We start from the raw sequence: 25,864 nt of genomic DNA, 5'->3' as shown, positions 1-25,864 counted from the left end.
CCGGGCGGCGCGGCCGGTGGTCCCGCCCGACGTTTGCGCAGGTGAGAGGGGATCCGGTTTACGTCGTACACATGTTCGAGAATGGGGGTATGGTGGGGGTGAGGCAGTTGGGAACTAATGTTCGAGAGCTGGTCGGGCTCACGAGTGCGGGAGGTGCGCGTGCCGGGATTCACGCATCTGCGCACCGTCTCCGGGTTCTCCCTGCGCTACGGCGCCTCGCACCCGGAGCGGCTGACCGAGCGCGCCTCCGAGCGGGGCATGGACGCCCTCGCCCTCACCGACCGTGACACCCTCGCCGGCGCGGTCCGCTTCGCCAAGGCCTGCGCGAAGGCGGGCGTCCGTCCGCTGTTCGGCGTGGATCTGGCGGTCGAGGAGTCCGGGCCGGTACGGGAGGGCGGGTCCGGGCGGCCGGAAAGGCGCCGCACCCCGGTACGCGGGGGTGCCTTCATCGACGAGTCGACACCCAGGGTCACCTTCCTGGCCCGGGACGGCGCGGCCGGCTGGGCCGATCTCTGCCGGCTGGTCACGGCGGCGCAGGCCGGCGAGGGGACACCGCTGCTGCCCCGGTCCGACAACCACGGCGACGGCCTGACCGTGCTGCTCGGCCCCGCCTCCGACGTCGGCCGCGCGCTCGCCGCGGGACGCCCGGACCGCGCGGCCCGGCTGCTCGTCCCCTGGCGCGAGATCTACGGCGACGCCCTGCGTCTGGAGGCCGTCTGGCACGGCCGTCAGGGCACCGGTCCCGGCTCCCTGCGGCTGGCCGCCCGTACCGTCGGCTTCGCCGCCGAGCAGCGTGTACGTCCCGTGCTCAGCAACGCCGTCCGGTACGCCGACCCCGGCCAGGGCCCGGTCGCCGACGTCCTGGACGCCGCCCGTCGGCTGGTCCCGATCGACCCCGCCAAGGAGCTGGACTCCGGCGAGGCCTGGCTCAAGGACGCCGACGCCATGCTGGGCGTGGCGGAACGGATCGTGGAGGCCGCGGGCTACCGGCGCGACACCGCCCACCGGCTGCTGGAGCAGACCCGGGCCACCGCCGCCGAGTGCCTGGTGGACCCCGAGGACGACCTCGGCATCGGCACCGTCCACTTCCCCGAGCCGCACCTCGTCGGCGCCGGCCGCCGCACCGCCCAGCGGACGCTCGCCTCCCGGGCGGCGGCCGGGATGGTGCTGCGCGGCTACGACACCCGGCACGCCTACTGGGAGCGGATGCACCAGGAGCTGGACATCATCGCGCACCACGGTTTCGCCTCCTACTTCCTGACGGTCGCTCAGGTCGTGGACGACGTGCGGGACATGGGGATACGGGTCGCCGCGCGCGGCTCCGGCGCGGGCTCGCTCGTCAACCACCTCCTCGGCATCGCGCACGCCGATCCCGTCGAGCACGGGCTGCTGATGGAGCGCTTCCTGTCCAAGCGGCGGCCGGTGCTGCCCGACATCGACATCGACGTGGAGTCCGCGCGCCGCCTGGAGGTCTACCGCGCGATCATCGGCCGCTTCGGCGCCGAGCGGGTCGCGACGGTCGCCATGCCGGAGACGTACCGGGTGCGGCACGCCGTCCGGGACGTCGGGGCCGCCCTGTCCATGGACCCCGCCGAGATCGACCGCATCGCCAAGTCCTTCCCGCACATCCGCGCCCGAGACGCCCGCGCGGCGCTGGCTGAACTGCCCGAGCTCAGGCAGCTGGCGGGGGAGGAGCGGAAGTACGGAAGGCTGTGGGAGCTGGTGGAGGCCCTCGACGCCCTCCCGCGCGGAGTCGCCATGCACCCGTGCGGAGTGCTCCTGTCCGACGCCTCCCTCCTGGCCCGTACGCCGGTCATGCCGACCAGCGGCGAGGGGTTCCCCATGTCCCAGTTCGACAAGGACGACGTCGAGGATCTCGGGCTGCTCAAGCTCGACGTGCTCGGGGTGCGGATGCAGTCGGCGATGGCGCACGCGGTGGCGGAGGTGGAGCGGGCGACGGGGGAGCGGCTCGACCTGGACTCCGTGGCGCCGGGCGACCCGGCGACGTATCGGCTCATCCGCTCCGCCGAGACGCTGGGCTGCTTCCAGATCGAGTCGCCGGGACAACGGGACCTGGTCGGGCGGCTCCAGCCGGCCACCTTCCACGACCTGGTCGTCGACATCTCGCTCTTCCGTCCCGGTCCGGTCGCCGCCGACATGGTGCGGCCGTTCATCGAGGCGCGGCACGGGCGGGCGCCGATCCGGTATCCGCACCCGGACCTGGAGGAGCCGCTGAAGGACACGTACGGGGTCGTCGTCTTCCACGAGCAGATCATCGACATCGTCGACATCATGACCGGGTGCGGACGCGGCGAGGCGGACCGGGTGCGGCGGGGGCTGTCCGATCCGGAGTCGCAGGGGCGGATCCGGTTCTGGTTCGCGCAGCACGCGGCGGCGAACGGATACGACGCAGAAACGATTCAGCGGACCTGGGGGATCGTCGAGGCCTTCGGCAGCTACGGCTTCTGCAAGGCGCACGCCGTCGCCTTCGCCGTACCGACGTACCAGTCGGCGTGGCTGAAGGCGCACCACCCGGCCGCCTTCTACGCCGGGCTGCTCACGCACGACCCCGGGATGTACCCCAAGCGGCTGCTGCTGGCGGACGCGCGGCGGCGCGGGGTGCCGATCCTGCCGCTGGACGTGAACCGGTCGGCGGTCGCTCACCGTATCGAACTGGTGTCTGAATCAGTGGGATCTCCGGAATGGGGGCTCCGGCTGGCCCTCTCCGATGTGCACGGCATCAGCGAGGCCGAGGCGGCCCGGATCGCGGACGGACAGCCGTACGCCTCGCTGCTCGACTTCTGGGAGCGGGGCCGGCCGAGCCGGCCGCTGGCCGGGCGGCTGGCCCAGGTCGGCGCGCTGGACGCGTTCGGCGCCAACCGCCGTGACCTGCAACTGCACCTGACCGAGCTGCACCGGGGCGGCCGGGGCGCGGGCGGCGGACGGGGTGCGGGGGGCGGTCAGCTCCCGTTGGCGGGAGGGCGGAAGACGGCTCCGGCCGGGCTGCCCGACCTGTCCGCCGCGGAGCGGCTCAGTGCCGAGCTGGGTGTGCTGTCCATGGACGCCTCGCGCAACCTGATGGACGACCACCGCGCGTTCCTCGACGAGCTGGGCGTGGTGTCGGCGCGACGGCTGCGTGAGGCGCGGCACGGTGAGACGGTCCTGGTCGCGGGGGCCAAGGTGGCGACCCAGACCCCGCCGATCCGGTCCGGCAAGCGGGTCATCTTCACCACTCTGGACGACGGCACGGGCCTGGTCGACCTCGCCTTCTTCGACGACTCCCACGACGCCTGCGCCCACACCGTCTTCCACTCCTGGCTGCTGCTGGTGCGCGGAGTGGTGCAGCGGCGCGGCCCGCGCAGCCTCAGCGTGGTGGGCGCCGCCGCCTGGAACCTCGCCGAACTGGTCGAACTGCGCGCCGAGGGCGGCCTCGACGTGGTGGCGGCGCGGCTGGCCGCCCCCGTGCTTCCGGGGGCGGAGGCGGCGGAGGCGGGGGCCGGTCCGGCGCCGGGCCGGACGATCCGTATGTCCACGGGGTACGAGATGCACCCCTGGGCCGATCTGCGTCCCGCGGGCGAAGGCCCGGCGGGTGGAAGGAAGTTGTGGCACCAGAGTCCGGGGAGTGCGGGATGACCATTCTCTGCGTACGTTTCCAGCTGCCGCCGATGTACGAGGCCGCCCTGCCGGGGCTGCTCGGGCTGCTGGAGGAGTTCACACCCGTCGTCGAGGCGCTGCCCCCGGACGGGGCGCTCGTCGATCTGCGGGGCGCCGAACGGTACTTCGGGCGCGATGCCGTCGAACTGGCATCGGTGATCCGGGTCCGTGCCCTCGCCCACTACGGCGTCGACTGTGTGATCGGCGCCGGGCCGGGACCGATGCTGGCCCGGATGGCGCTGGCCGAGGCCGCTGTCGGGGTGACGTGCGTGGTCCCCGGCGATCCGGCGGCCGTCGCGGAGTTCCTCGCCGAGCGGCCCGTCGCCGCGCTGCCCGGCGTCGGTGCCGCGACCGCCCGCACCCTGTGCGAGTACGGCCTCGACACCCTGGGCCGGGTCGCCGCCGCCCCCCTGTCCACGCTCCAGCGCCTGGTGGGCGCCAAGGCCGGCCGCGCGCTGCGCGAGAAGGCGAACGGCGTCGACCGCGGCCGGGTGGTGCCGAACGCCGTCGCGCGCTCCCTCGCCGCCGAACGCCCCTTCACCCGCGACGAACTGGACCCGGACCGGCACCGCCGCGCCCTGCTCTCGGCCGCCGGGGAACTGGGCGCCCGGCTGCGCGCCCAGGACGAGGTCTGCCGCGCCCTCGCCCTCACCGTGCGCTACGCCGACCGCTCCTCGACGACCCGCAGCCGCACCCTGAAGGAGTCGACCGCGCACTCCGCCGCGCTGACGAGGACGGCGTACGACATGTACGAGGGGCTCGGTCTCCAGCGGGCCCGGGTCCGTGCGGTCACCCTGCGCGCGGAGGGGCTCGGTCCCGCCGAACAGGCCTCCTACCAGCTCACCTTCGACCCCGTCGACGAGAAGGTGCGGCGCATCGAGGAGGTCGCGGACCGCGCGCGGGCGAAGTTCGGGCCGCGGGCGGTGATGCCGGGGACGCTGGCCGCGTAGGGCTCGGCGTGTCCACGGGGGCGATCCGCGTACCGTCGGCGAGTTCCGCCTCCAGCCCGATGGAGGTGGTGACCCAGGAGACCGCGGTCCGGTCGGCCGGGTTCTCGACGGCGAGCGTCGCCCGAGGGTCGGTGATCACCGTCCTGCTCGCCGCCGCGGGCGATCCGACCAGGCGCAGCAACGACGGTGCCGCCGCCCGCGGGTTCGAGAGGCGGCCCGCATACGGCTTCGCCTTCGCGCGGCTCGCCCGGACGGCGCGACCGTCACCGGCCTCGCCGCCCAGCTCGGGGTGACGAAGCAGGCGGCCGGCCGGCTCGTCGACGAGACCGTGCGCAAGGGATACGCCGAGCGGCGGTCGCGCCCCGAGGACGCGCGGCCCGGCTCATGGCGCTGACCGAGCGAGGGCGGGCCCGCACCCGCGCGGCGGAGGAGGCGGCGGCCGAAGCCGTGGCGGGGTGGGCCGAGTTGATCGGTGAGGGTGAAGTGGGTGTGTTGCGTGACCACTTGGCACGTATCGCGCCCTACGGTCCCATCAGGCCCGCCTGGTGATGCTTTGTCCGTACCGTCCCGCCCGACCCGGCTGACTACCACTGGAAGTTTTTACTGACGCGTAACTTCACACGTCAGCTACTCGCCCGTAACTTGACGAATGAACAGCATCCTCGTGATCCGGATCACAGGGCGTAAGGCCGTCGCACTTCCCCTTGAGCCGCAAGGAGATCACACGATGCTGCCCTGGAAACGAGCGCTCAGACCGCTGGTCGCGCTCCTGCTGACCGCTGCGGTCGCCGCCGTCCCCGCCACCGCCGCCCACGCGTCCACCGCGCCCACCAGCGGCTGGAACGACTACTCCTGCAAGCCGTCCGCCGCCCACCCCCGCCCCGTCGTCCTGGTCCACGGCACCCTCGCCAACTCCGTCGACAACTGGCTGTCCCTCGCCCCGTACCTGGAGGACCGCAACTACTGCGTCTTCTCCCTCGACTACGGCCAGTTGCCGGGCGTCCCCTTCTTCCACGCCCTCGGGCCCATCGACAAGTCGGCCGAGCAGCTGTCCGCCTTCGTCGACAAGGTGCTCACCGCGACCGGCGCCGCCAAGGCCGACCTCGTCGGCCACTCGCAGGGCGGGATGATGCCCCGCTACTACCTGAAGTTCCTCGGCGGAGCCGCCAAGGTGAACGCCCTGGTCGGCATCGCGCCCAACAACCACGGCACCACGCTCAGCGGGTTCACCAAACTGCTGCCGTACTTCCCCGGTGCCGAGGACCTGCTCAACCTGGCCACCCCCGCACTCGCCCAGCAGGTCGTCGGGTCCGACTTCATGACCAAACTCAACCAGGGCGGCGACACCGTGCCCGGCGTTCACTACACGGTCATCGCCACCAGGTACGACGAGGTCGTCACGCCGTACCGGACCCAGTTCCTGAGCGGGTCGGACGTCAAGAACGTCCTGATCCAGGACCTGTGTTCGCTCGACCTGTCCGAGCACGCGCTCATCGGACTGACCGACCGGATCGCCTTCCACGAGGTGGCGAACGCCCTGGACCCGGCCCACGCCACCCAGACCACCTGCGCGTCCGTCTTCAGCTGACGCCCGATCGCTCCGCCGGGGCCTGTCCGGCCTGAGCCGCCGGTCAGGCCCCGGAGTTCTGATCAGCGGCCGTGCCGGCCACCGCTCACCGCACGCCGCCGCACCGAGGCGAACAAGGTCGCCGCCCCGAGGGCCAGCACGGCCGCGCCGCCGACGGCGAGATACCGGGTACCGGAGTCGGCGCCGGTCTCGGCCAGGTCCTCGGTGGCACCGGCGGCCTTCGGCGCGTCGGCGCTCGCCTCCTCGGCGTCCGCCGTCTGCGCCTCGGCGGCCGGCGTCGCGCTCGTCCCCGTGTCCGTTCCCGCGTTCGTCCCGGTGGTCGCCGCCGCGGTCGGTTCCGCCGACGTACCGGCGTCGTCGTCCCCATGGCCGTGGTGCTCGACCGTCGACTTGTCGGCACCGTCCTCGATCTGCTGGTCGGAGGGCGCGGAGGCGGCCGGGGCCGAGAAGGAGCCGCTGCCCGCGGAGCCGCTGCCCGCAGAGTCACCGGAACCGCCGGAACCGCCGGAACCGCCGCCGAAGGTGACGTCCGAGCAGGAGTAGAACGCCTCCGGGCTGTCCGAGCGCTGCCAGGCCGCGTACAGCAGGTGCCTGCCCGAGCGCTCGGGGAGCGCGCCGGAGAACGTGTAGAAGCCGTTCGTCGCGACCGGGTCCGTGGCCGTCGCCACCGGGTGCTGGAGATCCAGGTCCGACCAGGCCGGCGGCTTCGTAGGGTCGTAGCCGGCCTGGGTGAGGTAGACCTTGAACGTGCCCTTGTGCGGGGCGGTCACGCGGTACTTGAAGGTGTACGCGCCGCTGCGCACGCCGGTCGCCGGCCAGTCGGCGCGGGCCAGGTCGAGCCCCTTGAACTCCTCGTTGTTCGCGCTGCACAGCTTGCCGTCCGGGACGAGCGTCCGGTGCCGCCCGTTCGCGTCGCCGATCCGGACGCCGTTCCAGTCGTAGAGCGCCTGCGTGCCACCGGCCGCGACCGCCGCCCTGCAGGCGGCCGACTTCGGGCTCTCGGGGCCCTCCGCATAGCACTGCGCGACCCGGCTCACGGGGTCGCCCATCGAGCCGTGCGCCGACGCGGGCGCGGCGGCGAGCGCGGTCAGGGCGAGCGGGGCCGTGCCCAGCGCGGCGGCGAGGGCGAGCTTGCGGCGAGCGGGCATGCAGGAACTCCTCGAGCGGTCCTCCGGGCGGGCAGGATCCCGTGGGGGGATGCTCAGCAAGTTAGCCCCGAGAAACCGTGAAATCGCCTGTCGGAGGCGTTCGAAGGAGATCCTTAGGACCGTCTTAAGGGAGTGCTCAGGCTGAGATCAGGTAGGTACCGTGGACGGCATGACACAGGACCGGATCCGGCCGGCCGTCACCGCCGACGTGCCGGCCGTGCGGGCCGTCACCGACGCCGCGTACCACCCCTACATCGAGCGCATCGGCGTGGTGCCGCAGCCCATGACGGCGGATCACGCGGCGAACGTGGCCGCGGGGCGCGTGTTCGTCACCACGGAGCCCGGGACCGGTGCGGTGATCGGCCTCGTCGTGCTGGAGGCGTACGAGGACCATCTCTTCCTCGACAGCATCGCCGTCCACCCGGACGCGCACGGCACGGGGGTGGGACGGCGGCTGCTGGAGTTCGTGGACGCACACGCGCGTGCGCTCGGCCTGCCCGAGATCAGGCTCTACACGAACGCGATGATGTGGGAGAACCGCGAGATCTACCCGAAGTACGGATACGAGGTCGTGGAACACCGCGTCGACGGGCCCTACGACCGCGTCCACTACCGCAGGCGACTGGTCTGACCGACGCGGGGGCCGGTCCGGTCAGCCGTCCGGCCACCAGGTCCGTGCGATGTCCTTGCGGATCTCCGGCCGTCCGGTGGGGCGCTGCTCGGCGTCCTCGCGGACCCGGCGGCTGTCCGACTTTCTCAGGGGCTTCTGCACTGTCACGCGGCGCATGGCTGCCTCCTTCGAGTGTCTACCGTGTTCCGTGTTGTCACGGAGGTAGACCCTTTCGGGGAGAGTTCCTCATCGGCGGCCGTCTGTCAGTGGCCGGAGTCACGAATCGATTGTCAGTGGCAGGTGTCACGCTTGGGGCATGACGGACGGGACAGCTGACAGGACGAACGGCAAGACCGCCGACGACACCGCTCCGACCTCGGCAGACGTGGACTGGGACGCGCAGGCCGCCACGTTCGACGACGAGCCGGACCACGGCCTGCGCGACCCCCGGGTGCGGGACGCCTGGGCCCGGCGGCTGAGCGCCTGGCTGCCCGGCCGGCCGGGCGACGTGCTCGACCTCGGCTGCGGGACCGGCAGTCTGTCGCTCCTCGCGGCCGAACAGGGACACCACGTGACCGGAGTCGACCGGTCCGTGGCCATGGTCGGTCACGCCCGCGAGAAGCTCGCCGGACGTGACGCCGTGTTCCTGGTCGGTGACGCGGCGGCACCACCGGTCGGCGAGCAGCGCTTCGACGCCGTACTCGTCCGGCACCTGCTGTGGGTGCTGCCCGACCCCGGCCGAGCCCTGCGGCACTGGCGGGACCTGCTGCGCCCCGGAGGCCGGCTCGTGCTGGTCGAGGGCGTGTGGGGCACGCTCGCACCGGTCGGCATACCCGCCTCCCGGCTCACGGCCCTGGTGACCCCGCTGGCCGACGAGGTGCGCCTGGAGCGGCTGTCGGACGACGCGCTGCTCTGGGGAAAGGACGTGACGGACGAGCGGTACGCGCTGGTGGCGACGACCTGAGCCGGACGACGGGGACCGGACGACGGGGACCGGACGACGGGAGCTCGGCGACGTGAACTCGAGGACAGGCACCTGACGACGGGAACTCGACGACGGGTGCCCGGTGATGTCTGCCCGGCGACGGGTGATCGCCCTAGCCGAGCAGTTCGTCGAAGCCGCCCTCGCGGGCCAGCCGTTCCAGGTGGTCGAGGGCGGCCACGGCGGCGGACGCGGCCTGCGGGTCCCGCTCCGCGAGGCCGCTCTCCTCGAACTCGTCCTCGTCCAGCCGTCGTACGTCACTGCCGTCGGCGGAGCGCCACAGGTCCAGGTCGAGGTCCTCCACGACGAGTTCGGTGCCGGAGAAGGTCGCGGGGCGGGCGATGTCGCAGTACCAGCCCTTGAGCGTGCCCGAGGGGTCACGCACCTCCATCACCGCGTACCACCGGTCCCGCCAGTAGTACTCCGTGAAGACGTCGCCCGGCTCGAAGCGCACGAAACCGAAGTCACGTACGGCCTCGCCCGCGAAGGGCGCGCGCACGACGATCCGGGTGCCGTCGTCCCGGAGCAGCTCCGCGGGGTAACGGATCTTCGTCCGGCCGGCCTTGACCAGGACGACGTCGACCGGGCGGCCCGGGTCAGCCGAGGTCGCGGACATACCGCACCTCCGTCGCGCAGATCTCGTACCCGAACCATTTGTTGATGGCGAGCATCGGGCCGTTCCCGTCGTCGTTGCCGGTGAACGCCTCGGTGCAACCGGCCGCGCGGGCGCGGTGCAGGGAGGCGTTCTTGGCGAGCTTGGCGAGGCCCCGGCCACGGAAGTCGCGGGCGGTGCCGGTCATGGCGGTGGAATAGCGGGCGGCACCGTCCGTGTGGGCCACGCTGAAGGCGGCGGGGCGACCGTCGACGACCACGACGACGGTCATGTCGCGGTCGAGGAGCGGGTGTTCCCAGTGCTCCTCGACCCAGGCCGCGTAGTCCGTGAACTCGCTGTCGATGTCGCTCGGTTCGTCCGACGCCGTCTCCGCGTCCAGTTCGAACAGCGGGCGCGGGTCGTCCGCGAAGTCGGCGGCCGTGCGCAGTTCGACGCCGGGCGGCGGGTCCTGGAGCGGCGGCAGCGTGCCGTTCGCCAGATCAAGGCGGAGGAAGTGCGCGCTGCGGCTGGCGCGGTAGCCGTGCCGCTCGGCGAAGGCGCGGTGGGCGGGTTCGTCGAGGACCCAGGAGAACAGCCGGGTCGCTCCCCGGGTGGCCAGGTACTCCTCGGCGGTGCGGACGAGGAGCCCGCCGGCGCCGCGGCGCATCCGGTCCGGGTGCACATAGACGTTGAGGTAGCCCTGGCCCGGCTCGGGGCTCTCGTGGGCCAGGCCGAGCTGGGCCGTGCCGATCACCTCGCCGTCCTCCTCGGCGACGAGGGAGCGGTAGTGGGCGTCCGGGTGGGTGTGCAGGAGCCGGTGGCGGACGGCGTCCGGGGTCCACAGCACGAACGGAAGGGCCCGGTGGCGGACATGGGCGAAGGCCTCGACATCCGGGCGGACATCGGGACGCAGCTCGCGCACGATCACAGTCATGCCGCCGCACGCTACGGTGGCCGCCGCCGGGGCGCCTCTCATTTTCGGGCGCGGCGGCGGCGGGTGCGCGACAATCGTCCCGTGACCTTGAAGATCGACATCGATGACGGCGCTCCGCCGTACGAGCAGGTACGGACGCAGATCTCCGCGCAGGCGCGGTCGGGGGCGCTGCCGGTGGGCTACCGGCTGCCGACCGTGCGCGGGCTGGCCGAGTCGCTGGGCCTCGCGGTGAACACGGTGGCCAAGGCGTACCGGGCGCTGGAGGCGGACGGCGTGATCGAGACGCGGGGGCGGCACGGCACGTATGTCGCGGCGGCCGGGGCGGCCGCGGAACGGGAGCTGGCGGCTGCCGCGCAGACGTACGTGGAGCGGGCCAGGCGCCTCGGACTCACGGAGGCGGACGCGCTGGCCGCGGTACGGCACGCCCTGCGGGCGGCTTACGACGGGTGACGACCAGCGGCTCGGCGACACAGCGGGTCAGCCGGTCAGTGGGTTCGGGACCCGTGGCTCGGCGGCTCGGCGGTTCTGTGGTCCGGCGGCTCAGCCGTGGGCGGTCTGTCGCAGGTCCCGCGGGGTGCGTGTCGGGGTGCGGGTCGGGGCGAGTCCCGCCGTGCGCGCCGCCCGGGCGAACACCCCCGCGTCCACGACGGCCGCCCCGCCGGGGTCGTTGTTGAAGTACGCGTACACGTCCCCGTTCTCGCACCAGGTGTCGGCGATGCGCCGGGCCCACGTCGACAGGGAGCGGCGGCCGTAGCGCGGCCAGGGCCGGGCGCGACCGTGGTGGAAGCGGACGTAGCCCCAGTCGGTGGTGCGCCACAACGGGGTGACCGGCCGCGACCCCGCGTCGGCCCAGCACAGGGCCGCGCCCCGGGACTCCAGCACCTCGCGCACCTCGGGCGTCCACCACGAGTCGTGGCGGGGCTCGACCGCGATCCGCGTGCCCTCCGGGAAGCAGGCGAGGCAGCCGTCCAGCAGCTCCGGATCCACGCGCAGGGTCGGCGGCAGCTGGAGGAGGACCGGGCCGAGGCGGTCACCCAGACCGGCCGCGTGGCTCATCAGCCGGGCGACCGGCTCCTCGGGGTCCCGTAGCCGCTTGATGTGGGTCAGATAGCGGCTCGCCTTGACCGACACCACGAAATCCGTCGGCAGCCGGTCGCGCCAGCCCTCGAAGGTCTCGCGGCTCGGCAGCCGGTAGAAGGCGTTGTTGACCTCCACCGTGACGAACCGCGTCGCGTACTCCTCCAGCCACAGCCGTACCGGCACGCCGGCCGGGTAGAACACCTCGCGCCAGTCCCGGTACTGCCAGCCCGACGTGCCCACGAACACGGTCATACATCCATGAAATCACCCAGGGCGTCGGAGGCGACCGTGGGATCGCCCGCCACTGGAGCGGCCGGCCACCGGAGACGCCGACCGCGGAGGCCGCCGACCGCAGGGGTCGCCGACCGCTAGAGGTAGAGCCCTCCCTCGTCGGCCCCGCCCCGCGGCTCCGGCACCGACGCCGGTGACGTCCCCCGGCGCAGCGCGTACAGCTCCGCCAGCGTCGCCCCCTCCCGGCCGACCCCTTCCTCCGCGCCCAGCCAGTCCACCGCCTCCGCGCGGGTCAGTCTGCCGACCTCGATGCGGGCCAGGCAGCGGCCGGGGCGGACGACGGCCGGGTGCAGGCGTTCCAGGTCCTCGTTGGTCGTGACGCCGACCAGGACGTTGCGGCCCTGGCCGAGCAGGCCGTCGGTCAGGTTCAGCAGCCGGGACAGGGCCTGGCCGGCCGTGTGCTTGGCCTCGCCGCGGATCAGCTCGTCGCAGTCCTCCAGGAGCAGCAGCCGCCAACGGCCCTTGCCCGCCGAGTCCTCCTCGCCGATCGCGATGTCCATCAGATAGCCGACGTCGCTGAAGAGCCGCTCCGGGTCCAGGACGCAGTCCACCTGGCACCAGTCCCGCCAGGAACGGGCCAGCGTGCGCAGCGCCGAGGTCTTGCCGGTGCCGGGCGGGCCGTGCAGCAGGAGCAGCCGGCCGGCGATGTCCTCCGGGGTCGTCTTCATCAGGCGGTTCATCGCGTCGGCCACCGGGGCCGTGTAGTTGGCCCGCACCTCGTCCCACGTACCCGCCGAGATCTGCCGGGTGGTGCGGTGCGGGCCCCGTCTGGGGGACACGTACCAGAAGCCCATCGTGACGTTCTCCGGCTGTGGTTCCGGCTCGTCCGTCGCGCCGTCCGTCGCCTGGTCGAGGACCTTCGCCGCGAGCTCGGCGCTGGTCGCCGTGACCGTGACGTCGGCGCCCCGGCTCCAGCGGGAGACGAGGAGCGTCCAGCCGTCGCCCTCGGCCAGGGTCGCGCTGCGGTCGTCGTCGCGGGCGATGCGCAGCACCCGGGCGTCCGGCGGCAGCAGGGACGCCCCGGACCGTACGCGGTCGATGTTCGACGCGTGCGAGAACGGCTGCTCGCCCGTCGCGAAGCGGCCGAGGAACAGCGCGTCGACGACGTCGGACGGGGAGTCGGAGTCGTCGACGTTGAGCCGGATCGGCAGTGCGTCGTGCGGGTTCGCGGACATGCCGCCATGATCCGGCACGAGGGCGTCCGTTGCACCCGGTTTCCGCAGTGCGCGCGAAGTGTCGGCCGTGTTCCCCACTTCCGGTGTATCCCTTTCTGCGTACCTCCCCGGATCCGCCCGGTCCCCGCGCCGTCCGCGCGCCGTCGGTCTCCCCTCGGTGTTCCCGCCTCCTCCTGTCCCGCCTCCTCCTGTCCCGTCGTGCCTCCTGTTACGAGGCTGTGCATTCACGACACCTGCCCGAACGGCCGTTCCCGCCGTTACTGTTGCCCTTGATGGGACGTCATGGGTGGAATTCGGGGGCACTGCGGTGGCGGCTCACCGCGCTGCTCGGCGTGGGCGTGGCCGCACTCGCTCTGATCGTGACCCTGATCAACACGCTGCCCGGGGGTGGTGGCAGCACCGTGGGCACCACGCCCGACGGCGACAAGGTCCACGGCACCCCCGCCGGCCCGAAGGGCCGGGTGGAGCCCGACGTGGGCTGGGGCTTCACGCACACCCAGTTCAGCGCCGACCAGGGTGGCGGCGCCGCCACCCGGCGGGTCGAGGGGCTGCTGTCGAAGGACGGGGGCCTGCCGCAGAACCAGGCCATCATGGGCTGGGGCGCCGACAACCCGGAACCGGTCAAGGGGCGTTATGACTTCGGGGCGCTGGACCGCCGTGTCGACTTCGTCCGCGCGTCGGGCGGCACCCCGGTCATCACCCTGTGCTGCTCACCGGACTGGATGAAGGGCGGCAAGGCCGGCGCCGACAGCACCGACTGGAGCCAGTCCGCCCTGGAGACGGCGCCGCAGTCCAAGCACTACGCGGACTTCGCCGCGCTCGCCGCGACCGTCGCCAAGCGCTATCCGGACATACGTCACTTCATCGTCTGGAACGAGTTCAAGGGCTTCTGGAACGACGCCGAGGGCCGCTGGGACTACGAGGGGTACACCCGGATGTACAACCTCGTCTACCAGGCCCTGAAGAAGGTCGACAAGGACATCATGGTCGGCGGCCCGTACCTGGTGATGGACAGTGTGGACCCGCGCGCGGAAGAGGCCTCGACGACGTTCAAGGGGCCGTGGGGCGCCATGGACCAGCGTGTCCTCGACGCGTTCGCCTACTGGAACGAGCACAAGGCCGGCGCGGACTTCGTCGTCGTCGACGGCTCCAGCTACACCAGGGACGACGAACTGCTGCCCGACGAGTTCGGCGCCACCGAGAAACTGACCGCCGTCGGCGAGTGGGTGCGGCGGCAGACCGGCGACCTGCCCCTGTGGTGGGCGGAGTACTACGTCGAACCCGCGGACGGCAACGACGACCGCAAGGGCTGGTCCGAGACCCGCCGGGTCGCCGTGCAGGCCGCCGGAATGATCGCGATGGCCAAGGGCGGCGCCTCCTCCGGCTTCTACTGGAACCCGGAGAAGGAGAAGGGCACCGCGTGCCCGGGCTGCCTGTGGAGGCCGACGGAGGCGTCGGACGGCGGCGGGAAGATGCCCATGTACGACCTGATCTCGCGGTTCGGCGCGGCCTTCCCGCCCGGCACGCGGTACGCGACGGTGTCCGTCGCCACGGACGACCTGCCCAACGTCCGGGTCCTCGCCACCGACCGGGTCGTCCTGGTGGTCAACACCCTCGACCGGCCGATCAGCGCGCAGGTCGACGGCAAGCGGTTCGCGATGCAGGCGTACGGGGTGAAGTGGCTCGGCCGCTGAGCCGCCGCACCCCGTACGTCGCTCACTTCATCGTCAGGAACCGTTGCACCAGCGAGGCGAACAGCACCGCCAGCAGCGGCAGCGTGAACCAGAACCCGCTCTGCAACCAGCGCTGCTGCCGCACGCTCGGCCGCATCGCGACCCTGGCCACCTCGCGCGCGGTCAGCAGCACGATCAGCGCGAGGGCCGCCAGCGCGCCGACCACCGACCAGGGCGTCCAGGTGATCTGCGGGCCGATCGGGCCCGGGTCGGCCTTGGGCACCCCGCCCGTGGGCTGCTCGCGCAGCGCGTACATGGTCACGTCGTCGTTGACGAGGACCTTCGTCAGCTCCGGCCGCCGGTCCAGGTTCTCCAGCAGCCGCGGTTCCCAGGTCGCCGAATAGCCCACGTCCAGTTCGAGGTAGACCACCTGGCTGCGGTTGACCATCAGATACGACTGGGGGCCCGCGTCCTTCAGCGCCTTGACCAGGCCCGACACCAGAACCGGGTCGCTGGGCGCCAGGGTCGGCACGTACTGCACCTTCTCCATGTCCCTCGCGCCCCACGGCAACGCCGGGGTCACGTTGTCCACGGTGTCGTTGCTCAGCCACAGCAGGCGTACGGTCGGGTCGTCATGGGCGTAGACGTAGTCCATGGCGGTGACCTCGCCTGGCCGGATCCGCTCGAACGGCTCGTTGCCCCAACGGGCCACCAGGAAGCCGCCCATGAGGATCAGACCCGCCAGCAGCGCCGCCATCGGGGCGAGGCTCACCCGGTCCTTGTCGCGTTCCTCGGCGGTGATCCCGGTACGCGGGAACAGCGCGAGGGCGGCGAGCAGGGCCGCGCCCGGCAGGGCGAACATGAAGACGCGCAGCGCCATCTCGCCGCCGTACGACTGCATGCCGAAGCCCAGGAACGGCACGAAGGTGAGGACGAGCAGCGACACCTCGCGATACCTGTGCTCGCGCCGCCGCCACCAGCCCCAGCAGGCGAACGCCATCACTCCGCCGGCCAGCAGTACCCGGGTGTAGAGCACCAGCTTGTGCGTGGAACTGCCGCCCTGGATACGGCCGGAGACGGACGTCGAGACATTGCTGCCGACCCCGCCGACCCCGCCGAACAGGTCGTCGAAGTGGCCGGACCAGTACGGCTCGGCCATGAAGCCGACCCAGGCCGCCACGATCACGGCGAACAGCAGCGGCAGCCCGCGCAGCTCGGAGCGGCCGAGCACGACCAGCGCCGCCAGTACGCCCAGCATCACGAACGGGGTGAGCTGATGGGCCGGGACGCTGGCCGCGAACAGGCCGACCAGCACGCCGAGCAGCACCGCCTGCTGACGCCGGTTCGTCGGCTCGACCTCCGCCTCGCCGGGCCGCCGCTTCGTCCAGAGCACGCGCGGGGCGCGGAACCAGACCAGCAGGATCGCCACGAAAGCCAGGTAGAGCAGGTAGGTGAAGCCCTGCGGGGAGAAGTAGTCCTGGCCGACCCAGCCGCTGAGCACGAAGATCCAGATGCCGGTCCACTTGGCCCGCCAGCTCGCCCGCAGCGAGCGCACCAGCAGGAACATGGGCGCCAGGTAGAGGAGTTGGATGGCCAGCGGCCACCAGCGGATCAGCTCGGTGTAGTCGGTGACCCCGCAGGCCTTCAGCACGAACGTGGCCGCCGCGAAGAAGCCGGGCCAGCTCCAGCGCGCGTCCAGGTCGGGCACGGCCGAACCGGTCCGGTGGATGTAGTCGAGGAAGCCGAGGTGCTGCCAGGCGGTCGCGAACCGCGGCTCGGTCTCGATCACGGCGGGCAGCGCGTGCAGCGAGACGACCGTCGCGAGCAGCGTGACCAGCAGCAGCCCCTTGTGCTCGCGGCCCAGCCAGAGCAGCGACGCGAAGACCCCGATCAGCAGCGCGGCGCCGACCAGCGTCGGCAGCGGCAGCACCGAGATCAGTCCGAGCCCGCCCATCTCGTCGAGGTCGGCCTCGCCGAGGCGCAGCGCGGGCACCCAGTACAGCAGCAGCGCGGCGGTCAGCAGACAGCCTAGGACCAGACCGGGGCGGGTGGGCAGCAGCCGCTCGCTCCAGGAACGCGGCCCGACGGGTCCGCGTACGGGCGGATCCTCGGACGTGAGCGGATCCTCGCGCACGGGATCGTCCCCGGACGGGTCCTGCCGTACGAGGGTCTCCTGCGCCTCCCGGTCGCTCTCCCGGGCCGCGTCGAGGTCCCGGTCCAGGCCGCCGAGGCCGGTGCCGAAGTCGGCCCCGAACGGGGCGTCGACCTCCGCCTCGTCGCGGCGCGCGGCGTCGGCCGGGCCGAGCGACGCCTCCGACCCGGGCGGCCGCTCCGGCTCCCGGGCCGGTCGCGGGTCGGCGTCGACGACGGGGGTGCCGGTGGGCGGCGTGCCCGGACCGGGCCGGACGTCCGGCCGGCGCTCCTGGTGGTCGAAGTCGACGTGGATGCCGAGGGCGAGGGTGTCGGAGTCCAGCGCCCAGGCGGGCCCCCGCCTGCGGGGCGCGCCCGGGGCGGGGACCTCGCGCGCCCCCAGGTCGGCGAGGTCCCCGTCGGGGGCCGCGGTCTCGGCAACCGCGGTTGGCGCGGCCCTGACCGTCCGGTACAGCCGGGGCGCGGCGAGCGTCACGATCACCGCGAGGCTGGAGATCTCGGCGACGCCCGCGCCGACCAGGCCCATGCGCGGCAGGAGCAGCAGCGTCAGGCCGAGCACCAGCACGCACAGCAGGCCCTGGAGCCAGGCGAGTCCGCCGGTGCGGCTCTGGGCACGCAGCACCGCGAAGTACGTCTCCATCACGACCCGCAGCACCGCGCCGACGGCGAACCAGCGCAGCAGCGGGGTGGCCGCGTCCGCGTAGCCCGAGCCGAAGACGCCCAGGATCCAGGGTGCGCCGACGAACAGCACTCCGCAGACCGGCAGCATGATCCGGGCCATCCGCTTCAGCGCGGCCCGGGTGTTGGCGGCCAGCCGGGCCGGGTCGTGCGAGCCCTCGACGGTCAGCGAGGCGCCCATGTTGATGGCGAGCAGGTTGACCGTGCCGCCTATGGTCGTGGTGATGTAGAAGTACGCGTTGTCCTCGGAGCTGACCTGCGAGGCGATGATCACCGGGACGAGGTAGACCACGGCGAGGGAGAACAGCGAACCGGTGTAGTCCCCGGCGAGGAACCGTCCGACCTCCTTCAGGGTCGGCGGCTTCGCGTGCTCCGCGGTCGCCTTGACGTGCCGCGGCACCAGCCGGCGGAACACCAGCCAGCCCAGCGGCACCACGGAGGTGGCGATCGCGGCGACCCAGGACACGAAGACGCCCGTCGTGGGGATCGCCACCGCGAACGCGACCAGCAGCCCCAGCTTGACGGCCGAGAACACGGTGTTGCCGACCGGCACCCACAGCGCGCTGCGCAGTCCCGTCAGCACACCGTCCTGGAGCGTGAGCAGGTTCCAGGCGACGATCGCCACGACGAAGCCGAGCCCGTTGATCGGCCCGTGCAGGAAGCGGTACGAGGGCCCCCACATGCCCAGGGTCAGCAGGAAGACGCCCGCGGCCACCGCCACGATCGCCGAACTACCCGCGTACGTACGGAAGATGAGGCGGCCCGTGGCCCGCCCGGCGACCGGGATGAAGCGGGCCAGCGCGCCCGTCAGGGTCACCGCGGTCAGGCCCGCGAGCAGCTTCATCGCGGCGATCGCGGCCGACCCCTGGCCCACCGCCGACTCGGAGTAGTACCGGGCGGCGGCGAGCCAGAAGCCGAGGCCGAGCACCGCGGAGATGCCGGTGTTGAGCATCAGGGCGTAGGCGTTGCGGAACAACTGGTTGCCGCCGCCGGAGGACCCGCCCAGGCCGGGCAGGCGCAGTCGACGCGCCGTCCGGTCGGGCGCCTCGGTCACGGTCGACGCTTCCTGGGCTGTGGTCGTCGTGTCAGACACGGGAACGGCTGGCCTTCCGGCGGATCTGGCGGGCTCTGCGGACCATCGCGTACCCCTTGGTCAGGGCACGGTCCCTGGCGAAGTCACGAGCGATCGAGCGGCCCTCGACGAGCCGCTCGAACTCCTCGATCCCGGTGCTGCGGCGCACGGTGACGCGTTGCAGGGCGTACGGCCCCTGGCGGCGGCGGGCGAGTCCGTTGCCGACGGCGAGCGCCTGGGCGAAGCCGTGCGCGCGCACCGCCTGCCGCACCCGACGGCTGGAGTAGCCGTAGGGATAGGCGAACGACACCGGCAGGGCGCCCAGTTCGTCGGCGACGATGTCCCGGCAGCGGGTCAGCTCGTGCCGCAGCGAGCCGTCGTCGAGCTGGTCGAGCTGCGGGTGGCTGTGGCTGTGGCCGCCGATCTCGACCTCCGCCGCCGCGAGGTCGCGCACCTGGTCCCAGTCGAGCATGGTGTCCAGGCCGCCGCCGGTGTCGTACGCGCCCCGGATCCAGCCGGTGGACACGAACAGCGTGGCCGCGAAGCCATGTTTGGCGAGGACCGGCAGGGCGTGCCGGTGCACGCCCTCGTAGCCGTCGTCGAAGGTGATCAGGACCGGGCGCGCGGGCAGCGGCCGGCCGGACCGCCAGCGAGCGGCCAGGTCGGCCGTGGTGACCGGGGTCAGGCCCAGGTCACCGACGAGCGCCAGCTGTTCGGCGAACGCCTCGGGGGCGACCGACAGCGTCCGGGTGGCGTCGTTGGGGTCGGCCGCGACCGCGTGGTACATGAGGATGGGCACGCGTGGCTCAGTCATGTGCTTCCTCCGTGCTCCCCTGGCTCCCCTGGCCCACCCGGCTGCCCTGACTGTCCTGGCTGCCCTGACCGTCCTGGGTCGCCTCGATCCGCACCACCGAGAAGGTGGCCCCGCCCCCGCGTGTCTGGGCACGGCCCACGACATACCCGCCGGCCGCCGTGAGTACTCCGGCGACGATCGCGCCGGCCCGGCCCGCGCCGCCCGGCCGGGCCAGCAGCGCGTCGCGCAGACCGCGGACCACACCGGCCGGCAACACCCGGGTCGCGTACCGCCGTTCGGACTCCAGGCCCTTGTCGGCGCCGACGCTGCGGGCCACCAGCGCCTTGGACAGGCCCTCCGCGTAGGCACGCGTGCGGAAGTACCCGAAGTGCTCGCGCGCCTCGGGCACCCGGTGGTGGATCACGGCGCGGTCGTCGATGAGCAGCACCGCGTCGGGTCTCGCCCGGGTGAGGCGGATGCACAGCTCCGTCTCCTCGCAGCCCAGCGGCCGGCGGTCGCCGTCCCGGCCGATGCCGGTCGCGAATCCGCCCGCCGCGTCGAACGCCGTACGACGGAACGAGGCGTTGCCGCCCAGGACGTTGCGCACCCGGACCCGGCCCGGCGGCAGGCCCCGGTACGTGCAGCCCACCACCCAGTCGAACTCCTCCGGGAACCAGGCGGGCCTGCGCCCCGACGCCCAGATCGGCACCGTGCGGCCGCCGACCGCCATCACGCGCGGGTCGGCGTACCCCTCGGCGAAACGGCGCAGCCAGTCCCGCTCGGCCACGGCGTCGTCGTCGAGGAACGCGACGACCTCGCCGCGCGAGGCGGCGATGCCGGTGTTGCGGCCCGCGGACAGCCCGCGGGGACCCGCGTTGGCGAGGACCTGCACCTCGCCGGCTTCCCGGTACTCCTTGTACTCCTTGGTCAGGCGGTCCAGGAGCGCCGCGTTGTGGTCGACGACCAGCAGCGTCTCCAGGGCCGGACGGGACTGCGCCCGCACGGAGGCGACCGCCGCGAGGATGTCCTCCCAGCGGTCCTCCGTGTACACGCAGATCACGACGGAGATGTCGGGACCGCTCAAGACACCTCTCCCCGGACCGAGTCGAGCATCGGCGAGTGGTGGGCCTGCCGGCGCAGCTCACGCCGGTTCGAGCGCTCGCCGAGGATCACCTTGAGCACCCGGAACCCGTCCCGCACGGCCCGCAGATTGCTCGTGCCGTGGATGCGGAGGTACTCGTGGCTCGGGATCTCCTGCACCTTCAGACCGGCCTTGACCACCCGGATGTTCATCAGGGTCTCGACCTCGAAGCCCGTGCAGTCGAGGTCGATCTTGTCCAGGCAGTGCCGCCAGAACGCGTTGTAGCCGTAGCAGAGGTCGGTGTAACGGGCGCCGAACTTGCGGTTGACGACCGTGCACAGCGCCCAGTTGCCGAGCTTGCGGATGAAGGTCATGTCGTCGGTGCCGCCGCCGTTGGCGAAGCGGGAGCCCTTGGCGAAGTCCGCGCCCGAGACGAGGGCGGAGACGTACGACACGATCTCGTTGCCGTCGGCCGAGCCGTCCGCGTCGACCATCACGATGATGTCGCCGGTGCACGCCTCGAACCCGGTGATCAGGGCGTCCCCCTTGCCCTTGCCGTCCTGTGCGACGACCCGGACCCCGGGCCACAGATCGCGGGCGACCTCGACGGTGTCGTCGGTGGAGTTGCCGTCCACCAGGACCACTTCGTGGATCCAGTCCGGAAGGGTCTTGAAGACGTACGGAAGGTTCTCCGCCTCGTTCATGGCGGGTATCACCACGCTCACCGGTGGCGCGATGGCCAGGTGAGAGGAGATCGGCCGGTAGTGCCCGGCCGTCATCGGATCCTGCCCCGAAGTGGGCGGGCGCAGAACTGAGCTCATGGGTCTGGTCCCTCTCGTCCGGTGGACCGCCCGCCCCTGGGCGGCCCGGCTATGTGTCCGGTTCGAAAGGGGGGTTTCTCATCCACGGCACGGCGGAATGGCTCTCCGTGCACGCGGATGAGCTGGCAAAGCTGGCCGGCCCGCCGGAGTACGACGGCCGGTCGCGCGGCACGACTCGGCGACAGATGCGCTCACCGAGCACGGCACCCCCCTACCGCGCCCCGCCCCGGTTCGCCGCGGCCCTGTGGTCCCTCCCCTGAGCCGTGTGCCGACGGACCGATGCGGGTGAGATGTACGACGGTATTGATGATTGAACCTGTATGGCAAGACCTGGAACGAGGCTCACCTTTTTGTTGGTTTGGTCGTTACACTACTTTGTTCGGTGTTGCTCATCGGCTCGAACGGAAATGACCCACCCGTTTGAGCAGGCGGTCCGCCGGTTCGAACAGTTCCGGACGGGCCAGTACCGCGTTGCGCAGCGCCCGTACCGGGGCACGGCGTGCCCGGTGTCCGACCGCCACCGGGTGACGACGTGTCACCCACCCTTCGGACACGGCGACTTCGCGTGTCTTCAGGGAGTCCTTGTAGCCCTTCTGGCCCCGGCCCAGATCGAGGTACGCGATGCCGTCCGCGGCGGCCGCCTCGGCCATGCGCAGATGCAGGATCAGGCCCGGGGAGTACTTCGCGAACGCCGGGTCGTACGCCGGGAACCAGCAGGCCAGTACGCGCTCGGTGCGCAGTCCGAAGTGGGCGGCGACCGGCCTGCCGTCCGCGTACAGCACCGACAGGATGCCGGCGAACGGCTCGGAGCGGCTGTGGAACAACTGCCGTACGAGCCGGCTGATCCACTCGTGCGCGAAGCGGTCGCTGCGTCCGGTCCTCCGGTACTGCGCGGACTTCCACGCCATCAGGGCGTGCAGCGCGGCCGGATCGCGCTCGTCATGGACGTAGCGCACGTCCTTGGCGTCCCGGCCGAGCCTGCGCTCCTTGGCGAGCGTGGTGCGGGTGAACTTCGGCGACCGGTCGCGCAGCCCGTCCAGATAGGTCTCGTAGCCCTGGTCGACATCCATGACCGGGGACGGGAAGGTGCCGGAGGCTCCCGCCTCGAACGGCTGCTGGCCTTCCACCAGATGGTCGAACTCCCATAACGACAGTCCGCAGGCCCGTAACAGCTCGCGGGCGTCCCAGGTGAACCCGGGCCGGTGCACCAGGCCCTGGGCGTCGGAGACACCGAGGCCGACGGCTCTGCCGACACCGGCGGCGGTTCTCCGGAACGGGAAGTACGCGGCCGGCTCCCCGTCCTCCAGGACGACCGCGATCCGCACGCCGCGTCTGACCCGGCCCGTGGCGAGCGTGAACTCGGGCGACAGGAACGGGTTCGCGAGACCGGGCGCGTCGTGCAGATGGGCCTTGGACTGCATCGCCGTCCACGCCGCCCGGTGGGCGGCGCTCAGCTCGCCCGGGCGGTACACGCTGATGTCCACGTCAGGAGCCCTGTCTTCTCGCCGTACGGCCGCGCCGTCGCCGCACCGGAACCAGCAGGAGAGCCAGGGCGCTGAGCACGGTCACCGCCGTGATCCCGCCGGATACCGACCAGCGGTGCACAGCGAGCATGCCCTGGGCCACCAGCATGTCCAGAACGATCGCGCCCGCAACCGAGGCGAGCACGCGACCGAAAGGATCCAGCCCCCGCAGGGCGGCCGCGATGGCGGTCGCCGGGGCCACGAGCAGGAAGAACAGGGTGAACGGGCCGCGCAGGGCCGAGTCCGAGTCGGTGAGCGCGAGCAGCGCACCGATCGCCCCGACGGCCGTGGCGGCGCCCGCGAGCAGCGGTGACAGGTCCCTCCCCGGTCCTGACCGCGGCTGTTCGGTGTCCTCCGTCGATGCTGTCGAAGCTGTCTTGATACCTATGTTCTGCATTGGCGACTTTGCCCCCCGAAGCGCCGGATGCCGGGCTTCAATGTCGCGCAGCCGGAAGGGCGTCGTCAAGATGCGGAAGTCGTTCACCGCGGTTCTCGTCCGGGACGGGGGCAGGCGGTGCGGCCGGGGCGCCGGATGCGGCCGGGGCGAAGAAATCTTGGCATGGACACTTCCTGTCAACACGCGTAGTTGCTACGAAAGTTGAGGCAGAGATCCTGCTAAAGGGAGGTTCCATGAGACGTTCCCGAATCACGGCATTCGTCAGCTCACTCCTCCTCGCCGGCGGCATCGCCCTCACCGGGACAGGTATGGCGCAGGCGTCCGAGAACGCCGCAGCAACCGGATACGTGGCCCTGGGCGACTCCTACTCGTCCGGGGTCGGCGCCGGCAGTTACATCAGCTCCAGCGGCGACTGCGACCGCAGCACGAAGGCGTACCCCTACCTCTGGAACGCCGCCCACGCCCCGTCGTCGTTCACCTTCGCCGCCTGCTCGGGCGCCAGGACGGACGAAGTTCTGGCGAGTCAGCTCGGCGGGCTCAGCACCTCGACCGGCCTGGTCTCGATCACCATCGGCGGCAACGACGCGGGATTCGCCGACGTCATGACGACCTGTGTGCTCTCCTCCGACAGTGGCTGCATCTCCCGCATCAACACCGCCAGGGCCTACGTCGACTCGACGCTGCCCGGCAAACTCGACACCGTCTACAACGCGATCAGCGCCAAGGCCCCGAACGCTCATGTGGTCGTGATCGGCTACCCCCGCTTCTACAGGATCGGCGCGACCTGCGTCGGCCTCTCCGACACCAAGCGCGCCGCGATCAACGCCGCGGCCGACTACCTCGACGCCGCCGTCGCGCAACGCGCCGCTGCCCACGGCTTCACGTTCGGCGACGTCCGTTCCACGTTCACCGGCCACGAGATCTGCTCCGGCAGCTCCTGGCTGCACAGTCTCAACTGGCTGGACATCGGCGTGTCCTACCACCCGACCGCCGCCGGACATTCGGGCGGCTATCTGCCGGTGCTGACGAACGCGGCCTGATCTCTCACGGAGTGGCGGAGAGCGAGGGGGAGGCCTCGTCCGACGGGGTCTCCTTCACGCACGTCACCGAGAACGGCACAGCGTCGGACGTCTCGTTCACCGGATCGCGCACCTCGACGCTGATCTCGTTCGTGAACGTGCCGGTCTCCGAGTACGTCGTCACGATCACCTTGTCCTGCCGGGACCGCCCGCCGTCCGCGGCGAACGACAGCGTCTTCCAGCCCGGGTCCGAGACCTGGCCGTTCTTCGAGACCCAGCGGTACGTGACCTCCGCCGGCAGCCTGCCCACCCTGATCGTCGCCGTGAACGCGGGCGCGTCCGCGTCCGGCGGCGGACAGCTGCCCTCGTAGTGCGTGTGCGCGCCCGTGAGGGTGACGTCGACCGTCTGCGGTGCGGGCGTCGTGGGACCGCTGCTGTGGGCCGACGGGGACGGTGTGTCGTCCGGGGAGCTCTGCTCGCTCGCGGAGGGCGAGATCCCGCTGCCGCTCTCGGTGGTGGCGCCGCCCCCCTTGTTCCCCTTGTCGCCGTCGCCGTTCAGCAGCGCGTACGTCAGGCCGGCGATGGCCAGCGCGAGGGCGGCCAGCCCCGCGATCAGCACGACGGCGGCGCGGCGGTTGCCGCCCGGCCGGTTCGCGGTGGCCGTCGCTGCGGACGCGGGCTCCGGCGTGGCCGCGGGCCCGGGCCACGGTGGCGTCGGCGGTTCCTGGCGCGACCCCTGCGGGCGGCCCGCGACCGTCGGCGGATACGACGGCGAGCGTACGGTGTCCGCGCGCGGATCGCCCCCCGCGCCGATCAGCCGCAGATCCCGCTCGGCCTGCCCGGCGGACAGCCGCTCGGCCGGGTCCTTGCGCAGCAGCCCCTCGATGACGGGGGTGAGCGGGCCGGCCCGGTACGACGGCGGCAGCTCGTCCTCGACGATCGCGCGCAGGGTGTTCAGCGGAGTGGCCTGGCGGAAGGGGGAGTTGCCCTCGACCGCCGCGTACAGCAGCACGCCGAGCGACCACAGGTCCGACTCGGGCCCCGGGGTGCGCCCGAGCGCCCGTTCCGGCGGCAGGAACTCGGGCGAGCCGATCACCTCGCCGGTCATGGTCAGCGCGGAGCTGCCCTCGACCATGGCGATGCCGAAGTCGGTGAGCACCACCCGGCCGTCGTTCGACAACAGCACGTTGGCCGGCTTCACGTCCCGGTGCAGCACCCCCGCCTCGTGCGCGGCGCGCAGCGCGGCCAGCACCTCGGCGCCGATCTGAGCGGCGCGCTGCGGGGTGATCGGGCCCTCGGCGTCCAGGAGTTCGGCGAGCGAGACGCCGCGGACCAGCTCCATCACGATCCAGGGCCGGCCGTCCTGCGTGGCCACGTCGTACACCGTCACCACGTTGCGGTTGGCGACCCGGGCGGCCGCCCACGCCTCGCGCTCCAGCCGGGCGTACATCCGCTCCACCTCGGACCTCGGCAGTCCGGCCGGGGCACGCACCTCCTTGACGGCGACCTCGCGGTGCAGCACCTCGTCGCGGGCCCGCCACACGGTCCCCATGCCGCCCTCGCCGAGTGGCGACAGCAGTCGGTAGCGACCCGCGATCAACCGTTCACTGCCCGGTTCTTCGGACACCGGTGGCCCCCTCCGCATCCAGGCG

At 72.2% G+C, this 25,864-nt stretch carries 21 protein-coding genes and 2 pseudogenes; 9 read left to right on the top strand and 14 right to left on the bottom strand.

The genetic code is table 11. The features are described from left to right. The first annotated feature begins 159 nt into the window (after window positions 1–159). Both ACFV0T_RS18380 and ACFV0T_RS18375 read left to right on the top strand, forming a co-directional pair. Complete coding sequence (locus ACFV0T_RS18380) at window positions 160–3,633, top strand: DNA polymerase III subunit alpha (RefSeq protein WP_385779742.1); 3,474 nt, start codon at window positions 160–162, stop codon at window positions 3,631–3,633. Then, entirely contained in the window at window positions 3,630–4,604 is a 975-nt protein-coding gene (locus ACFV0T_RS18375; protein WP_385779738.1) for a hypothetical protein, read from the top strand. Before ACFV0T_RS18380 ends, ACFV0T_RS18375 begins: the two co-directional genes overlap by 4 nt. A gap of 16 nt (window positions 4,605–4,620) precedes the next feature. On the opposite strand, the pseudogene ACFV0T_RS18370 reads toward ACFV0T_RS18375, so the two are convergent. Next, window positions 4,621–4,755 (bottom strand): annotated as a pseudogene (locus ACFV0T_RS18370) (cupin domain-containing protein); the annotation flags it as partial. Here ACFV0T_RS18370 and ACFV0T_RS18365 point away from each other — a divergent pair. After that, window positions 4,736–5,153: pseudogene (locus ACFV0T_RS18365) on the top strand (MarR family winged helix-turn-helix transcriptional regulator). The pseudogenes ACFV0T_RS18370 and ACFV0T_RS18365 sit on opposite strands and share 20 nt — an antisense overlap. Window positions 5,154–5,331: 178 nt before the next feature. Then, window positions 5,332–6,192 carry an esterase/lipase family protein gene (locus ACFV0T_RS18360; RefSeq protein WP_385779735.1) on the top strand — a complete coding sequence of 287 codons (861 nt, stop codon included), beginning with the start codon at window positions 5,332–5,334 and terminating at the stop codon, window positions 6,190–6,192. A 62-nt stretch (window positions 6,193–6,254) separates the two neighbouring features. Here ACFV0T_RS18360 and ACFV0T_RS18355 read toward each other — a convergent pair whose 3' ends face one another. Then, window positions 6,255–7,340 carry a lytic polysaccharide monooxygenase gene (locus ACFV0T_RS18355; protein WP_385779732.1) on the bottom strand — a complete coding sequence of 362 codons (1,086 nt, stop codon included), beginning with the start codon at window positions 7,338–7,340 and terminating at the stop codon, window positions 6,255–6,257. Between the two features lie 169 nt (window positions 7,341–7,509). On the opposite strand from ACFV0T_RS18355, the gene ACFV0T_RS18350 reads away from it, so the two are divergent. Continuing rightward, the gene (locus ACFV0T_RS18350) at window positions 7,510–7,971 is read left to right on the top strand and encodes a GNAT family N-acetyltransferase (protein ID WP_385779729.1); all 462 of its coding nucleotides are present in this window, start codon (window positions 7,510–7,512) and stop codon (window positions 7,969–7,971) included. Window positions 7,972–7,992: 21 nt separating this feature from the next. On the opposite strand, the gene ACFV0T_RS18345 is transcribed toward ACFV0T_RS18350, so the two are convergent. After that, the gene (locus tag ACFV0T_RS18345) at window positions 7,993–8,127 is read right to left on the bottom strand and encodes a hypothetical protein (protein WP_385779726.1); all 135 of its coding nucleotides are present in this window, start codon (window positions 8,125–8,127) and stop codon (window positions 7,993–7,995) included. A 139-nt stretch (window positions 8,128–8,266) separates the two neighbouring features. On the opposite strand from ACFV0T_RS18345, the gene ACFV0T_RS18340 reads away from it, so the two are divergent. After that, window positions 8,267–8,914, top strand: coding sequence for a class I SAM-dependent methyltransferase (locus tag ACFV0T_RS18340; protein WP_385779724.1), 648 nt, complete (start codon window positions 8,267–8,269; stop codon window positions 8,912–8,914). A 133-nt stretch (window positions 8,915–9,047) separates the two neighbouring features. Here the strand turns inward: ACFV0T_RS18340 and ACFV0T_RS18335 are convergent, their stop codons facing one another. Together ACFV0T_RS18335 and ACFV0T_RS18330 are read right to left on the bottom strand one after the other, a co-directional pair. Next, the gene (locus tag ACFV0T_RS18335; protein WP_385779721.1) at window positions 9,048–9,548 is read right to left on the bottom strand and encodes a DUF402 domain-containing protein; all 501 of its coding nucleotides are present in this window, start codon (window positions 9,546–9,548) and stop codon (window positions 9,048–9,050) included. Further along, entirely contained in the window at window positions 9,529–10,458 is a 930-nt protein-coding gene (locus ACFV0T_RS18330; RefSeq protein WP_385779719.1) for a GNAT family N-acetyltransferase, read from the bottom strand. The genes ACFV0T_RS18335 and ACFV0T_RS18330 overlap by 20 nt, the downstream gene beginning before the upstream one ends. Before the next feature lie 81 nt (window positions 10,459–10,539). Here ACFV0T_RS18330 and ACFV0T_RS18325 point away from each other — a divergent pair, with 81 nt between their 5' ends. Continuing rightward, entirely contained in the window at window positions 10,540–10,908 is a 369-nt protein-coding gene (locus ACFV0T_RS18325) for a GntR family transcriptional regulator (RefSeq protein WP_385779715.1), read from the top strand. Between the two features lie 90 nt (window positions 10,909–10,998). On the opposite strand, the gene ACFV0T_RS18320 is transcribed toward ACFV0T_RS18325, so the two are convergent. Then, the gene (locus tag ACFV0T_RS18320) at window positions 10,999–11,790 is read right to left on the bottom strand and encodes a DUF72 domain-containing protein (protein WP_385779712.1); all 792 of its coding nucleotides are present in this window, start codon (window positions 11,788–11,790) and stop codon (window positions 10,999–11,001) included. 116 nt (window positions 11,791–11,906) lie between these two features. Beyond that, window positions 11,907–13,004, bottom strand: coding sequence for a DUF5925 domain-containing protein (locus ACFV0T_RS18315; RefSeq protein ID WP_385779709.1), 1,098 nt, complete (start codon window positions 13,002–13,004; stop codon window positions 11,907–11,909). A 272-nt stretch (window positions 13,005–13,276) separates the two neighbouring features. Between ACFV0T_RS18315 and ACFV0T_RS18310 the strand changes: the two genes are divergently transcribed. After that, on the top strand, window positions 13,277–14,698 hold the full coding sequence (locus ACFV0T_RS18310) for a xylan 1,4-beta-xylosidase (RefSeq protein WP_385779707.1): 1,422 nt from the start codon (window positions 13,277–13,279) through the stop codon (window positions 14,696–14,698). 22 nt (window positions 14,699–14,720) lie between these two features. On the opposite strand, the gene ACFV0T_RS18305 is transcribed toward ACFV0T_RS18310, so the two are convergent. From ACFV0T_RS18305 to ACFV0T_RS18280, 6 genes are all read right to left on the bottom strand, one after another. Beyond that, the gene (locus ACFV0T_RS18305) at window positions 14,721–18,599 is read right to left on the bottom strand and encodes a lipopolysaccharide biosynthesis protein (protein ID WP_385779705.1); all 3,879 of its coding nucleotides are present in this window, start codon (window positions 18,597–18,599) and stop codon (window positions 14,721–14,723) included. After that, window positions 18,592–19,392, bottom strand: a complete 801-nt coding sequence (locus tag ACFV0T_RS18300; protein WP_385779703.1) for a polysaccharide deacetylase family protein — start codon at window positions 19,390–19,392, stop codon at window positions 18,592–18,594. The genes ACFV0T_RS18305 and ACFV0T_RS18300 overlap by 8 nt, the downstream gene beginning before the upstream one ends. Further along, on the bottom strand, window positions 19,385–20,455 hold the full coding sequence (locus ACFV0T_RS18295; protein WP_385779701.1) for a glycosyltransferase family 2 protein: 1,071 nt from the start codon (window positions 20,453–20,455) through the stop codon (window positions 19,385–19,387). Before ACFV0T_RS18295 ends, ACFV0T_RS18300 begins: the two co-directional genes overlap by 8 nt. Next, window positions 20,452–21,273, bottom strand: coding sequence for a glycosyltransferase family 2 protein (locus ACFV0T_RS18290; RefSeq protein ID WP_385779699.1), 822 nt, complete (start codon window positions 21,271–21,273; stop codon window positions 20,452–20,454). The genes ACFV0T_RS18295 and ACFV0T_RS18290 overlap by 4 nt, the downstream gene beginning before the upstream one ends. 389 nt (window positions 21,274–21,662) lie before the next feature. Next, window positions 21,663–22,757, bottom strand: a complete 1,095-nt coding sequence (locus ACFV0T_RS18285; RefSeq protein WP_385779697.1) for a GNAT family N-acetyltransferase — start codon at window positions 22,755–22,757, stop codon at window positions 21,663–21,665. Window position 22,758: 1 nt separating this feature from the next. Beyond that, entirely contained in the window at window positions 22,759–23,193 is a 435-nt protein-coding gene (locus ACFV0T_RS18280; protein ID WP_385779695.1) for a hypothetical protein, read from the bottom strand. Between the two features lie 233 nt (window positions 23,194–23,426). On the opposite strand from ACFV0T_RS18280, the gene ACFV0T_RS18275 reads away from it, so the two are divergent. Continuing rightward, a complete protein-coding gene (locus ACFV0T_RS18275) occupies window positions 23,427–24,233 on the top strand; it encodes an SGNH/GDSL hydrolase family protein (protein ID WP_385779693.1) in 807 nt (268 codons plus the stop codon). A gap of 4 nt (window positions 24,234–24,237) precedes the next feature. Here ACFV0T_RS18275 and ACFV0T_RS18270 read toward each other — a convergent pair whose 3' ends face one another. Further along, a complete protein-coding gene (locus ACFV0T_RS18270; protein ID WP_385779691.1) occupies window positions 24,238–25,857 on the bottom strand; it encodes a serine/threonine-protein kinase in 1,620 nt (539 codons plus the stop codon). Between the last annotated feature and the right edge of the window lie 7 nt (window positions 25,858–25,864).

This window comes from Streptomyces sp. NPDC059582 (assembly GCF_042735715.1).
GTDB lineage: Bacteria > Actinomycetota > Actinomycetes > Streptomycetales > Streptomycetaceae > Streptomyces.
This window is presented reverse-complemented; position numbering and strand designations above follow the sequence as displayed.